Source organism: Corallococcus carmarthensis (genome assembly GCF_003611695.1).
Lineage (GTDB): Bacteria > Myxococcota > Myxococcia > Myxococcales > Myxococcaceae > Corallococcus > Corallococcus carmarthensis.
This window is the reverse complement of record NZ_RAWE01000130.1, coordinates 12,531-27,596: the sequence shown is the minus strand read 5'-3', so window position 1 is coordinate 27,596 and position 15,066 is coordinate 12,531. Positions and strand designations below refer to the sequence as shown.

The following is a 15,066-nucleotide window of genomic DNA, read 5'->3' as shown; positions in this document are numbered from 1 at the left end:
CCGCGGGAGTCCTGCCCCCCACCAGGCCGCCTTCCATGCAGAAAGTCCTTGCTCCTCTTGCCCTGAGCGCCGCCCTTCTTCTTCCCGCGATGGCGGGCGCCCAGGACACCCCCAGCGCCGGTTCCAACGCGATGCAGGACCGGCCCGCGGTGACCTTCGACGAGGTCGAGCGCGGTGTGTACTTCGGCGTGTATGGCGGTCCGTCGTGGATCACCAACCCGCCCGCGGACTCCGGCCCGCGGCCCTTCTCCTCTGGCCAGATGGCCCAGGTGGAGCTGGGCGTGGACCTGGGCGAGCGCCTGTCGCTGGGCGTCTTCTTCATGGGCTCCGCCAACCGCGCGGGCACGGAATACGTCGGCTACTCGCAGGGCGCCGCGTCCGGCGACTTCACCATGCTGGTGCCCGGCGCCGTGCTGCGCGCCCGCCTGGTGGGCTTCGCCGACAGCCAGGAGGTCAAGCGCACCTGGATCTACGCCCGCGCCGGCGTGGGCTACGCGATGTTCTCTCCCAAGAAGCTCCTCCCGGATTCCGACATTCTTGTGTTTGCCGGGCCCGGAGTGGAGTACTACACGCGGCTGCGCCACTTCTCGGTGGGGCTGGAGGTCGTGGGGAACTACCTCGCCTCCAAGGGCGCCTTCGGGTTCGCGGTGGCGCCCAACATTCGCTACGCGTTCTAGCGGGAGATTCACGTGGCTCAGGAGAATGGAAGCGGTGGATCGCGTCCGGGTGGACGCGGTCCGAACGGGGGCGCGCCGGGCCAGGGGCCCCGTCGTGACGGACCGGGAGGCTTCGGCGGTCGTGGCGGTCCTGGTGGTCCTGGCGGTGGCCGGGGTGAAGGGCGCGGCCGGGGTGAAGGCCGTGGCCGTGATCGCGACGCGGGCCCGGTGGGGCCTGGCCAGCGCGTCATCGCCGAGCTGAGCGTCCTGGAGAAGGCACTCTCCAAGAGCGACTTCGCCGCGGAGAAGGGTCCGCTGGAGGCCATCGTCCGCTCGCTGCGGCCCATGCACCTCAAGTCGCTGGACGACCTGGACCTCAACACGCGTGGCCGTCTCATCACCACGCTCCTGCGCGTGCAGCGTCAGCCGAAGCCGGCCCTGCCGGAAGCGGGCGCGGAAGGCGCGGCGCCGGAAGCCGCCGCCTCCACTGAAGCCGCTCCCTCCGAGGCTCCGGCCGCGGAAGGCGCGGCCGAGGGTGCCACGCCGGCCGAAGGGGGCACGCCCGCCGAGGCGGCTCCCGCGGCTCCGGCCGTGGATCCCGCCAAGGAGAAGCACGGCGCCTGGGTGGACGTGATGGCGCTGGTGGGCCGTGTCTGGCGTGCCGCGGGCGACGCGGACCGTTCCCAGGCGGCCTTCGCGCTGAGCGGCCGCGAGCCGGCGCCGGAGCCCGAGGCTCCTGCCCGCGAGGAGCGCCGCGAGCGTTCCGAGCGTCCGGAGCGCGGCGGTCCTGGCGAGCGCCGGGAGCGGGGCGAGCGCGGTGAGCGTCCTCCCCGTGGCGAGCGTCCGGAGCGTGGCGCGGCCGGTGAGCGGCGCGAGCGTCCTCCCCGGGCCGAGCGGCCCGAGCGCGCCGAGCGTCCTCCGCGCGGTGAGCGCCCCGAGCGCGCGCCGATGCCGGAGCTGACGGGCGACTGGAAGGAGCAGGCGACCCAGCTGGAAGCCATGGGCCGCACGCGCGACGCGGCGCGCCTGCACGAGCGCAACAACGGCTTCGCGGACGCCACCCGCCTGTTCGAGGCGGGCGGTGACCTGAAGAGCGCGCTGCGCACGGCGCTGTCCGGCCAGGACAACGACGCGGCCCGCCGCCTCGTGGGCACGCTGCCCGCGGATCAGATCGGCCCCACGCTGGAGAAGGCCGGCGCGTACGAGCTGCTCATGGAGCACTACGTCGCCAAGGCCGACTTCGAGAACGTCGCCCGCCTGTACGAGCGCGCGCGGCAGTTCGACCAGGCGGCCCTCGCGTACGAGCGCGCGAACAAGCTGACCCTGGCGCGCAAGGCGTACGAGCGCGCCCGGGACCTGGCCAGCGCCAACCGCATCCGGGGCATGGAGGTGAAGGCCCTGGTGGAGCGCGGCGACCGTCTGGGCGCGGCGACCCTGCTGGTGGCCGTGGGCCAGCGGCGCGAGGCGGTGGAGGTGCTGAGCCCCCTGCCTCCCCCGAAGGCGTTCCACTTCATGCAGCGCCTCACCCTGGAGGACGAGGCCAAGGAGCTCGCGCAGCGCGAGCTGGCCCGCGCCGAACAGGAGCAGAAGCCCGCCGGCCGCGCCCGGTGGCTGGAGCTGCTGGGTGACACGGCCGCCGCCGCGGAGACGTGGACGCAGGCGGGCCGCAAGGACAAGGCGCTGCCCCTCTACGAGAAGCTCGGTGGGGAGCACCTGCCCCGCGCCGCGCAGCTCGCGGAGGAACTGCAGCAGCGTGACAAGGCCATTGCCCTGTACACGCAGCTGAACGACAGCGCTGGCGTGGAGCGCGCGAAGGCCCTCCCCGAGGCCCCCGCGACGCCCCCCGCGGACAGCAAGGCGGACGCCGGTGACGACGCTGATTCCGCGGCGTCGCCGACGGAAAATGCTTCCTCGGCTGGCGAGCAAGAAAGCCAATAATTCCCGCCGGTTGACGGGTTTTGCATGATTGCCCGGGGGCGCCCGCGGCCGGTACACTCCGGCCGCTGGCGCCCTCGTTTCATTCCCCCTTTGGCCAACGAGCATCATGGAACAGCCTTCCACCCCTGCGCGTCCCACGCTGCGTGTGACCGATGACCGCTCCTTCGTTGAAACCGAAGCGGCCCTGGAGAAGACGGGCCGGGTCGAGGAGCTGATCCGCCTGTACGAGGGGCGCTCGCGGGACGTTCCGACGGAAGAGGCGGCGCGCCTGCTGTGCCGCGCGGCGGAGCTGGCCCACGAGCGTCAGCGCAACGCGCCGCGCGCCGAGGATCTGCTCAAGCGTGCGCTGCTGGTGTCCAAGGACCCGATGCCCGCGCTGCGCGGTCTCAAGCGACTGCATGAGATCCGCCAGGATTCGTCGTCGTTGGTGGATGTGCTGGAGCGGCTGGGCGCCGCGACGCAGGGCGAGGAGAGCGCGGGCCACTACCTGAAGGCCGCGGACCTGTACGAGCAGAAGCTCTTCCGGCGTGATCGCGCGGTGCTGTGCCTGCAGCGCGCCGCGCGGGTGAAGCCGGACCGCACGACGTTCCGGCGCGTGCGCCAGTTGCTCCTGTCCGAGGAGCGCTTCCAGCCGGCGTTCGAAGCCCTGCAGCGTGAGCGCGCCGCGCTGGGCGACGCGGGCATGGCGGAGGAGTACGCCGCGCTCGCGGAGCGGCTGGTGGACGACCCCACCGAGCACGCGCTGGCGCAGCAGGTGCTGGACGTGGCGCGCGAGCTGGATCCCCAGAACGCGCGTGCGGACAAGGCCGCTCGCTCGATGCAGCGCTTCGAGCAGGTGTGGCGCGACAAGGTGCGCATGCTGCGCGGCATGTCGCTGGAGGAGCGCGACCGCAAGAGCGCCGCGCGCCTGTCGCTGCTCGTGGCGAAGCTGTTCGCCTGGTACGACCCGGGCTCCGCCGCCAAGGTGAAGGAGGCGTTGGACCGCTGCTTCCTCCTGTGGCCGGGCATGCCGGAAGCGCTCACGCTCATCGAGCGGATGGCGGGGCGCGCGGGTGATTACGGTCCGGCGCTCGCGCAGCTGGAGGCGATGGCGGGCGAGGCGCGCGACCGCACGGCGCAGGTGGACCTGTGGCTGCGCGTGGGCACGCTCAAGCTGGGGCGGATGAACGACGCGGCCGGCGCGCTGGCTGCTTTCGAAAAGGCCGTGGCGGCGGATGCGTCGCGCGCGGACGCGGCCAGCCTGGCCGCGGAGCTGATGCTGGGCCAGGAGCGCTACGCGGACACGGTGGCCACGCTGGAGCGCTACCTGGGCACGGTGAAGGACCGCGCGCAGCAGGCCAGCCTGCGCCTGCGCCTGGCGGACCTGTGCATGCAGCAGCTGAAGGACGCGGACGCGGCGCGCGTGCACCTGGAGGCGGCGCTCAAGCTGGAGCCCACCAACGCGCTCGCGGCCTTCCAGCTGTCGCGCCTGCTGGCGGAGGACGAGAAGCTGGACGAGGTGCTGCCGCTCCTGGAGCTGGCCATGCTCGCCCCGCGTCCGCTCGCGGAGCGCGTGGCGTTCTGTGAAGCGCTGGCGCTGATGTTCGAGGAGCAGGAGAACGAGCGCGGCGCCTTCGAGGTCCTGGCGCGCGCGCTGGAGCTGGAGCCGGGACGGCCCCTGCTGCTCAACACGGTGGTGGAGCACGCGGAGAAGGCCAACGCGCAGCCGGCGCTGGCGCACGCGCTGTTGCGCGCGGCGCAGGGGGCGACGCCTCCGGCCGTGGCGGTGGCGCTGTGGCGGCACCTGGCGCAGCTGCTCCAGGGGCCGTTGGCGGACCCCGTGCGGGCGGAGGCGGCGTGGCGCGAGGTGCTCTCGCGCGTGCCGGGCGACTCCGTGGCGAGCGAGGCGGTGAAGTCGCTGCAGTCGGCCGCGGCGCTGGCGGATGATCCGAAGACGCGGCTGGAGACGGACATCGCCAGGCGCGAGGCGGCCGGTGCCTCGCCCGTGGAGCTGGAGCCGTACGTGCGTCAGTGGGTGCAGATGGCACCCGAGGACACCCAGGCGGTGCAGCGCCTCCAGGCGTTGTGCGTGGCGCTGTCGAAGTTCGACGAGGCGGCGACGCTGGCGGGCAAGCTGGCGACGCTCTCCGAGACGCAGCTCGAGCGCAACGAGTGGACCGCGCGGCAGGCGAAGCTGTACGCGGAGCGGCTGAACCGTCAGGAGGACGCGGCGGACCTGTTCCTCGCGCTGCTGGCGGAGAACGTGTCCACGGGCGTGGTGGTGGGCGGCCTGGAGCGGCTGGCGGCCGGAGGCGTGCGCACGGTCGCGCTGACGGAGGCCCTGGCGAACCACTACGGCCGCACGGGTGATCACCAGCGGCAGGTGGCGGCGCTCCAGCAGCAGCTGGACTCCACGACGGACGCGCCCACGCGCAAGCGGTTGCTGACGGTGCTGGCCAGCATCCACGAGAAGCAGCTCGCGGACAGCCGCGCCGCCTTCGACACGCGGCTGCGCATGGTGCGCGAGGAGCCGAAGGACGAAGCGGGACGCGCGGAGACGGCGCGCCTGGCGCGAGACCTGTCCGCGCACGCGGAGCTGGGCCGCGTGCTGCGCACGCTCGCCACGGAGTCCGAGGACCCCATCCTCGCCGTGCAGCTGCTCTCCGAGGCTTCGGTGCTGGCGGAAGAGGGCGGGATGGCGGCGGAGGCCATCACGGCGCTGGAGGCCGCGCTGTCGCGCTCGCCCGAGTCGCCGCAGGTGCTCCAGCGCCTGGTGCGGCTGTACGGGCGCGCGGGACGTTCCGCGGACGCGGAGACGCTGCTGCGCAAGCGCATCCACGCCACGCGTGGGCCGGAGCGGTTGGAGCTGCTCCTGCGGCTCGTGGACCTGAACGTGGAGCTGGGCCGCCCGCAGCAGGCCGCCGAAGCGCTCCAGGCCGCCATCACGCATGGCGGCGAGGAAGGCCGGCACCTGCCGCGCCTGGCGGAGCTCTACGAAAAGGCCGGCATGCAGCGCGAGCTGGGGGACACCCTGGCGCGGATGATTGGCCTGGCGGAGACGGCCGGTGACGCGGACCATGTGTCGCGGCTGAAGCTGCGCCGCGCGCAGTTGCTTCAGGGTTCCCAGGACGGCAGCGCGGAGGCGGTGCAGAGCTACGGAGACCTCCTGCGGCAGCGCCCGTCGGATCCGGACGCGCTGTCGGCGCTGGAGGCGATGCTGGCCTCGGGCCCGTCGCGCGAGGCGGCGGCGCGCGCGCTGATCCCCGCGTACGAGCGCACGAAGGAACACCGCAAGCTGGTGGCCACGCTGGACGTGCTCGCGGAAGTGGCTCGCGATGACGCCGGCCGGGTGCAGGCGCTGCGTCACGCGGCCCAGGTGCACCTGGCGCACCTGCGGCAGCCGGAGCTGGCGTTCGCGTCGCTCGCGCGGGCGATGCGTCTGGCCCCGGCGGACGGAGGCCTCCGGGCCGCCGCGCGCCAGGCCGCGGAGGACGCGGACTCGCTCGACAGCTTCGCGGAGATCCTCTCCGAGCTGACGGAGGAGGGCGACGTCGGCCCTGCGCGCGCGGCGCTGCTGCGTGAGCTGGCGGAGGTCCAGGAGAAGAAGCTCGACGACCGTGCCGGGGCGGTGAAGGCCCTGCGCGCGCTCCTGGAGCTGGAGCCGGGCAACCTCGACAGCCTGCGGGCGCTGCAGCGGTTGCACCGCGCGGGCGAGGAGTGGGCGGCGCTGGCGGAGGTGCTGGAGAAGCTGGCGGCCGCCATCCAGGAGCCCGCGGATCAGCTCGTGTGCCTTCGCGAGGCCGCGCTGCTGCACGAGGCGAAGCTCACCGACAAGGAGAGCGCGGCGTCCGCGTGGCGCGCCATCGCGGAGCGCGACCCGGCGCAGCGAGAGGCCGCCACCGCGTTGGACCGCCTCTACACGGACCTGAACCGTCCCAAGGACCTGGCGTGGACGCTCGCGCTGCGGCGCAACCAGGAGGGCCAGAGCCCGCAGGGGCGTGAGGTGTCCTTCCGCCTGGCGGAGCTGCTGCGCACGGTGCTGGATGACGCCAACGCGGCGCTCGGCCTCTACAAGCGCATCCTCACCGAGGACCCCGGCCACCCTGGCGCGAGGGCCGCGCTGGAAGCCTGGGTGAAGGCGGCGGTGCCCACGAGCGGCGCGGCGCTGGAGGTGCTGGACAAGGTGCTCTCGCAGGTGGGCGACCATGCCCGCCGCGTGGCGCTGCGCGAGACGCGGATGGAGTCCGCGCTCACGGTGGAGAAGATCATCCTCGCCGGGGAGATCCGCCGCATCTACGAGCGCGACATGCAGCAGCCGTCGCTCGCGTTCATGGCGTCGGTGAAGGCGTTCGCCAATGGCCTGGACCGCGAAGGCGTGCGTCCGGACCTGGAGCGGCTGGCGCGCGAGACGGGCAGCCACGAGGTGCTGGCGGAGATCTACGAGAGCGCCGCGGTGGACCTCACCACCGGCGATCCGGTGATGCTGGACCTGCTGCGCCGTGCGGCGGAGCTGCGCGAGGGCCTGGATCAGCCCGAGGAGGCCACGCGCCTCTGGAAGAACCTGCTGGCGGACGCGCCGCAGGACCGTCAGGCGCTGGAGGCGCTGTCCCGGCTCTACGAGAAGGGCCAGAACGCCAAGAGCCTGTCGGAGGTCTACGCGCGTCAGGCGCAGCTCGCCACCGACCCGGAGACGCGGCTGGGGCTGCTGCTCAAGGCCGGCGAGGCCTACGCGAGCGCGGGCGAGGACGCGAAGGCCATCGAGGTGCTGCGCTCCGCGCTGGCGCTCCGCAAGGTGCCCGAAGGGCTGTTGGCGCTCGACAAGCTGTACGCGAAGACGCGCCACTTCGTGGAGCAGGCGGACGTGCTGGATCAGCTCGCGGAGCTCGCGCCGGACGAGCCCGGGCGCCGCGCGTACCTGCTGCGCCGCGCACAGCTGCTGGAGAAGGAAGTCGGCCCGACGGAAGCGCTGCCGGTGTACCGCCGGCTGCTGGAACTGTCGCCGGGCGATGGCCAGGTGGTGGCGGGCCTGGAGCGCCTGCTCGCGCACGACGGGCCCCGCCTGGAGGCGGCGCGGCTGTTGGAGCCCGTCTACCGCGGCCTCAACGACACGCGGAAGCTGGTGGATGTGCTGGAGGTGTTGCTCCCGGGCGTTCCGCCGGAGCAGCGCCTGGAGCGGCTGCAGGAGATCGCCATCCTGCGCGAGGGCCTGGGCCAGACGTCCCTGGCCTTTGTCGCGCGCCTGCGCGCGTTCAACGAGCTGCCCTCCGAAGCCGGCGTGCGCGATGAGTTGGAGCGGCTCGCGGCGGACTCGGGCTCCTTCGAGGAGGTGGCGGCGGCCTACGAGGATCAGCTGGAGCGCGACCCCGCGGAGCCCCTGGCGGGCGACCTGTGGCGGCGTCTGGCGGCCATCTACGACAACCGCCTGAAGCGCTATGACCTGGCAGTGCGCGCGCTGGAGCAGGTGAGCCGGCGCGACCCGATGAACAAGCCGGTGCTGGAGGCCATCGCCCGCGTGCATCGCCGCACGGGCGCGCACCGGGAGCTGGCGCTCGTCATGCGCCGGCAGGTGGCCGCGGAGACGAGTTCGTCCTCGCAGATCAACCTGCTCTTCGAGCTGGCGCACCTGGCCGAGGAGACGCTGGCGGACAAGTCACTGGCGGCGCAGGCGTACCGCGAAGTGCTGGAGCGCCGTCCAGAGAACGCCAACGCGCTGAAGCTCCTGGGCCGTGTGCTCGCGGACATGGAGCGCTGGGCGGAGCTCGCGCAGCATGTCGAGCGTGAAATCCAGATGGCGGACGCACGCGACGCGCAGGAAGAGGCGTCCGACCTGCGTGTGCGTTTGGGCCGGCTGAAGGTGTCGCGCCTGGATGATCCGCGCGGCGCGCTGGAGCTGTACAAGTTGGTGCTCGCGCGGCGCGCTGGCCACCCGGGTGCGGTGGGCGCGCTGGAGGAGCTGGCGCGTTCGGAGAGCCCGCTGCGCGGCGCGGCGGCGAGCGCCCTGGAGCCCATCTTCGCGTCGGTGGGCAACCACCTGAAGCAGGTGGAGATGCTGGAGTCGCGCGCCTCCGCGGAGGCCGTGCCGCAGGAGCGGGCCGCGCTGCTGCGCCGCATCGCGGAGATCTACGCCAGCGCGCTGGAGAACGCGGAGATGGCGTTCCTCTCCGCGACGCGCGCGCTGCGCGAGCTGCCGGAGGACCCGCGCTCGCTGGAGCTGTGCGTCTCGCTGGTGGACAAGGCGGAGGCACCGGAGGAGCTGTGCGCGGTGCTGAGCGAGGTGGCCCCCAAGGCCAGCGACGCGGCCCGCGCGGAGCTGTACCGCGCGCTCGCCCGGATGCAGGTGGACCTGGGTGAACCGGCCGAAGCGCTCCAGTCGTGGAAGCGCGTGCTGGAGCTCAAGCCCACGGACAACGAGGCGCTGGACGGCACCGCGCGGCTGGTGGCCTCACAGGGCCGTCCCTCGGAGCTGCTGGAGGTGCTGCGCCGTCAGCTCGCGTTGTCGGAGGAACCGGCGCGTCGCGCCGCGGTGCTCCACCAGATTGGCGTGCTGCAGGAGGAGCAGCTCAAGGATCCGCTGGGCGCGCTGGCCACGTTCCGGCGGTTGCTGGAGCTGCAGCCGGATGATGCGGTCGCGCTCGCGCGGATGGATGCGCTCTGCCAGAAGCAGGAGCGCTGGCCGGAGCTCGCGGACGTCCTCGCGCGGCGCATCGCGCTGATGCCGCCGGAGGAGGGCCTGGAGCTGAAGTTCCGCCTCGCGACGGTGCGCGAGTCCAAGCTGCTGGACAAGGCGGGCGCGCTGTCGCTGTACGGCGAGGTGCTGTCCGTGCAGCCCAACCACCCGGGCGCGGTGGGCCGCATGGAAGCCATCGTCGCGCGCGAGCCCCAGAACCTGCTCGCGGTGGAGACGCTGCTGCGCGCCTTCCGCGCGAGCGGTGACGTCACGCGGCTGGCGCAGGTGATCGAGACGCGCGTGGGCGTGTCGCCGGACGCCGTCGAGCGCAAGCAGCTGCTCGGAGAACTGGCCACGCTGCGCGAGACGCAGGGCGAGAGCGAGCTGGCCTTCCTCGCGCTCTATCGCGGCTTCAAGGAGGACCCGAACGACAGCGAGGTCCGCCGCCGCCTGGAGAACGCCACCGACGTCGCGGGCAGCTACGACGAGCTGGTGGTGCTCTACGAAGAAGCCCTGCCGCGCATCGCCGAGGCCGCCGACGCGGCCCAGGTGTGCCTCAAGCTGGGCCAGGTGCTGGAGACGCGCCTGCGCGATCCGGATCGCGCGGTGTCCTACTTCGAGCGTGCGCGCACGCTGCACGCGTCGGTGCAGCAGAGCTCGCTCGTCGCGTTGGACCGCCTCTACCTGCACCTGGAGGCGTGGCCGGAGCTGGCGGGCGTGCTGGAGGCGCTGGCCACCGGCGCGACCCAGCCGGCGGACAAGATCGGCTTCCTCTTCCGCCTGGGACAGCTCTACCAGGAGCGGATGGACAGCCCTGACCGCGCCGCGAGCGCCTACGAGGCCATCCTCGCGCTGGAGCCGGGGCACATGGCCTCGGCGCGGCTCCTGGAAGGCATCTACGAGGGCGCGGGCGCGTCCGAGAAGCTCTACGCCATCCTGAAGCTCCAGGCGGACAAGGTCTCCGGCAGCGAGCGGGACCGCGTCCTGGGCAAGATGGCGCAGGTGTCCGCCGAGGGGCTGTCGGACCTGGGCCGCTCCATCGACCTGTACCGCGAGCTGCTGGCGAAGAACCCGCGCAACGAGCAGGTCTTCTCCGCGCTCGAGTCGCTGTACGAGCGCGCGGGCCGGCCGCAGGACCTGCGGGAGCTGCTCGAGGGCCGCCTGGCCATCACGCTGGATCCGCGCGAGGTGGTGCGCCTCAACGAGCGGTTGGGCCGCGTGGTGTACCGCCTGCTCAAGCAGCCGGATGCGGCGGTGCCGTTCTTCAAGGCGGCGCTGGACCGCGACGCACGCCACCGCGGCGTGCTGGACACCCTGCGCGAGCTGTACGACGAGACGGGCCAGCGCGAGGAGCTGGTGGGCATCCTGCGCCGCCTCATCCCGCTGCAGGACAGCAGCGACGGTGTGAAGGCGCTGCGCCTGCGGATGGCGGAAGTGCTCGCGGGCATGGGCCGGCGCGAGGAGTCGCTGGACGCGGCCCGCCGTGCGCTGGAGGTGGAGCCGCACTCCGTCTCCGACCTGGAGCGCGTGTATGCGCTGTCCGTGTCGCTGCGCGCGTGGAACGACGCCGTGCGCGCCCTGGAGCTCAAGGTCCAGGTGCACCTGCTGGCGGAAGAGCGCGACCCGGCCATCGCCGCGTACTTCACGGTCGCGGACCTGTGGGAAGGGCAGGGCGGCAAGCCGGAGCTGTCCGCCGGCGCGCTGGAGAAGGTGCTGGAGCTGGACCCCGCCAACCGCACCGCCTACGAGCGCGTGTGCACGCTGTACCGCACGAACAACGACTGGCGCGCCTACGCCACGGTGATGGACCGCTACATGCCCCACCTCGTCACCGACGAGGAGAAGATGGCGGCGCTGCGGGAGATCGCCCGGGTCCAGGAGGAGCGTCTGGGCCAGAAGGACGTGGCCTTCCTGGCGCTCTGCCGCGCGCTGCAATTGGACGCGGCCGAGGACGCGCTGCGCGAAGAGGTGGAGCGCCTCGCGGACGAGACGGGCAGTCACGAGGAGCTGGCGGCCGTCTACGAGGAGGTCGCGGACGAGCTGCCGCGCGGCCCGCTCGCGGAGCGCATCTACGCCACGCTCGCGCGCATCCACGACTCGCGGCTGGATGATCCGCAGTCGGCGGAGGCCGCGTTCCGGAAGATCCTCGAGTTCGACCCCACCAACGCCACCGCGCTGGACGGGCTGGCGGCGGTGTTCCAGCGGCGCGGCCGCGACCGCGAGTACATCGTCGCGCTGGAGCAGAAGCTGGAGGCGGCGGGCTCCATCGAGGCGCGCAAGGGCATCCTCAAGGAGATCGCCCGCGTCTGGGACGAGACGCTGGACGACCCCACCGAGGCGGCCAGCTCGCTGTTGCGCGCGCTGGAGCTGGAGCCGGACCTGGAGACGCTCGGCGTCCTCACGAAGCTCTACCGGCGCGGGAATGCGTTCCGCGACGTGGCCACCACGCTGCTGAGGGCCCGCGACCTCGCGGCGTCCAATGAGGAGCGTGCGCGCATCCAGGTGGAGGTGGCGACCGTCTACGAGCGCGACCTCAAGGACGACGAGTCCGCGGTCTCCGCGTTCCGCATGGCGCTGGAGTTCGACCCCGTCAACCGCGAGGCGCTGGAGGCGCTGGAGCGGCTGCACACGCGGTTGGATCAGCCGGCGGACCTGCTCGCCATCTACGAGCGGATGCTGGAGCTGTCCCAGGACTACCGCGAGAAGGTCCGCGTCCTCTTCCGCAGCGCGACCATCTGGGAGGACACGTACCAGAACCCGGCCAACGCCGACGCGTGCGTGGAGGGCGTGCTCTCCATCGACCCGCAGAACGTGTCGGCCATCAAGTCGCTCATCCGGCTGCGCCGCGCGCAGTCCCGGTGGGAGGACCTCATCCTCGCGTACGAGCGGCAACTCGCGCTCGCCACCAGCCCGCAGGAGCAGGCGGAGCTGTACGTGGAGATCGGCAACGTCCAGTACCAGAACCTCAAGGCGGTGGACCGCGCCGTGAACAGCTACCACGCGGCGCTCGCCACGGACCCCGACTCCCGTCCGGCGCTGCACGCCCTGGGCAAGCTCTACGAGCGCAGCGGCAACTGGCCCTTCGCGCTGGAGATGCTGCAGAAGGAAGCGCAGGTGGTGGGGAGCGACCCGGCGGCGGTGGAGCTGTGGCACCGCCTGGGGAAGATCAACGAGGACATGCTCGCGGACATGGCGAGCGCGCGGACCGCGTACCAGCAGGCGCTCGCCATCGAGCCGGGGCACCTGCCCACCATCCGCGCCCTCAAGGGCATCCAGGAGCAGGAGAAGGACTGGGGCGGCTACGAGCAGACGCTGCTGCAGGAAGCTCAGCAGACGGATGATCCGGCCGCCAAGGGCCGCGCCCTGTTGGACGTCGCGCGCTACCACGCGGAGACGCGTGAGGACCGCGAGACGGCCACGCCCTACTGGGAGGAGACGCTCAAGCACGTCCCGGACAGCCTGGAGGCGGCGCGCCCGCTGGCGGACGTCTACATCGCGCGTGAGGACTGGACGTCCGCGGAGCGGATGCTGGACATCGTCACGCGCAAGATGGCGGAGAAGGCCATGGCGGAGAAGGACGCCGCCATCGCGCAGGACCTCTGCCGCCAGCTCTACCGGCTGGGCTACGTCACGGAGAAGCTGGGCCGCCGCGACAAGGCCCTGTCCTCGTACGAGAAGGCCTACGGCCTGGACGCCACGTACCTGCCCGCGCTCGAGGGCTACGGCAACCTGCTGGTGCAGGCGAAGCGGTACGAGGACGCGCTCAAGGTCTTCCAGACCATCCTCATCCACCACCGCGAGGAGCTGACGGACCTGGAGGTCGTGGAGGTCTACTGGCAGCTGGGTGACGTGCACGCCGCCCTGGGCCAGACGGACCGCGCGCAGAACCACTTCGAGAAGGCGCTCGCCATCGACCCGCAGCACGAGCAGACGCTGCGTGCGCTGGTGACGCTGATGGACAAGGCGGGCAACTACGAGAAGTCCGCGGAGTTGCGCCAGGAACTCGTCAACAGCCTGGAGGGCGAGGCCAAGGTCAAGGTGTACCTGGAGCTGGGCCGCATCGCGCGCGATGAGCTGCATGATCCGTACATGGCCATCGACGCGTTCACCGGCGCCCTCAAGGCACAGCCGGACGCGCCGGAGGTGATGGACGCGCTCTACCGGTTGCTGCGCGAGACGCGTCAGGGCCAGAAGGCCGCGGACATCCTGGGCCGCATGCTGGCGCTGCCCGCGCTCGCCTTGGAGCCGCACAAGGCCAAGCGCGTGTGGTTCGCGCTCGGCGAGATCCGCCGCGACGAGCTGAAGGACGTGGAGGGCGCGACGCAGGCCTTCAACGCCGCGCTCGACCTGGACCACCGCTTCGTGGAGGCCTTCAGCGCGCTGGAAGCGATGCTCGGCGGTGCGCGCCAGTGGAAGGTGCTGGAGGAGAACTACACGCGCATGCTCGCGCGTCTGCCCAAGACGCCGGACACGCACCCGGCGCGCATGACGCTGTGGCGCGCGCTGGGCGACCTGTACCTCCAGGTGCTCAAGCATCCGGAAGGCGCTGTGGCCGCCTACGGCGTCGCGGCGAAGGGCCTGCCGGACGACGCGTCCATCCAGGAGCTTTTCGCGGACGTCGCCGGCCAGATGCCGGGCCGCGAGGAAGAAGCCATCGTGGCGCTGCGCCGCGCGCTGCCGAACACGGAGAACCCGCGCAAGGTGGTGGGCAACCTGGTGCGGCTGTCCGCGGTGCGCAAGGACTACGACGCCGCGTGGCTCGCCGCTCAGGCGGTGTCGGGCCTCTTGGGCGAGGCGGGCGAGGACGAGCAGGAGATCCTCACCAAGCTGGGGCCCTACGCGAAGAAGAAGGAACTGGCGCAGCGTCCGCTGACGGACCGGCTGTGGCAGACCGCGCTCTTCCACCCGAAGGTTCGCGGGCCGCTGTCGGAACTGCTGGGCCTGCTCTTCGAGAAGGCCGGCCACCTGTACGCGGTGCCCTTCCCGCAGTACCAGCTGGTGCCGAAGCGCCACCGCATCGACGTGGCGACCGCGCAGGAGTACCACGTCAACCACTACCGCTACGTCGCGCGGCTCTTCGGCATGGAGGCGGTGGAGCTGTACTCGCCCTTCCTCGTGGCCACGCGTGAGCGGCTGGCGAAGCGCTCCAACGAACCGGCCCCCGAGCCGCTCGTGAATGTGGATCTGCTCCAGACGCATCCCGCGTGCGTGCGTGTGGGCGGCAAGTACTTCGCGGAGCAGGGACAGAAGGAGGTGTACTACCTCCTGGGGCGGACGCTGGCCCTGGCCCGCGCGGAGCTGGCGTTCAGCCAGCGCGTCGCGCCCGAGCGGCTGGAGGCCGTGGTGCAGGCGGCGCTCAGCCTGGTGGTGGGCAACGTGCGCTACACGGTGGATCCGCGGCTGGTGGACGTGGAGCGGCAGCTGCTCCAGAAGAGCCTGAGCGAGCCGGACCGGGCCGCCCTGGCCAAGGTCGCGAGGGCCTACCTGCCCACGGCGACGCCGCAGGATGTGCGCACGTGGCTGGAGGGCGCGGAGCTCACCGCGTCGCGCGCGGGCCTCTTCGCCGCGGGCGAACTGGAGCCCGTGCGCCGCATGGTGCAGGGCGAGACGGGGTCCTCCTTCCGCGTCGCCCCGCGCACCAAGCTGCGGGAGTTGCTGGTGTTCGCTACCTCCGAGGACCTGCATGAGCTGCGTGTGGCCGTTGGCACACACGTCGAAGTCCAGGTGCGAAAGTAGGGCCCTCAGACCGCCGCGAGGGTTCACGCGTTGAAAGCAGGCGGGCGTTCAAGGCAGGTGTCCTTGATCTCCGCCGGTGGGCACTTCTAC

The 15,066-nt window shown here is 72.2% G+C and carries 4 protein-coding genes; all 4 read left to right on the top strand.

The window, feature by feature from the left end:
• Window positions 1-35 precede the first annotated feature (35 nt).
• The 4 genes from cglE to D7X32_RS28305 all read left to right on the top strand — a co-directional run bounded on the left by cglE (window position 36) and on the right by D7X32_RS28305 (window position 14,976).
• The gene (cglE, locus tag D7X32_RS28315) at window positions 36-677 is read left to right on the top strand and encodes an adventurous gliding motility protein CglE (RefSeq protein WP_120605683.1); all 642 of its coding nucleotides are present in this window, start codon (window positions 36-38) and stop codon (window positions 675-677) included.
• A gap of 34 nt (window positions 678-711) precedes the next feature.
• Window positions 712-918, top strand: coding sequence for a hypothetical protein (locus tag D7X32_RS47635; protein ID WP_208752560.1), 207 nt, complete (start codon window positions 712-714; stop codon window positions 916-918).
• Window positions 885-2,594: a tetratricopeptide repeat protein gene (locus D7X32_RS28310; protein WP_171447986.1), complete on the top strand. Its 1,710-nt coding sequence runs from the start codon at window positions 885-887 to the stop codon at window positions 2,592-2,594. Before D7X32_RS47635 ends, D7X32_RS28310 begins: the two co-directional genes overlap by 34 nt.
• Window positions 2,595-2,700: 106 nt before the next feature.
• Window positions 2,701-14,976 (top strand): tetratricopeptide repeat protein, encoded by a 12,276-nt coding sequence (locus D7X32_RS28305; RefSeq protein ID WP_120605681.1) that lies wholly within the window; start codon window positions 2,701-2,703, stop codon window positions 14,974-14,976.
• Window positions 14,977-15,066 lie beyond the last annotated feature (90 nt).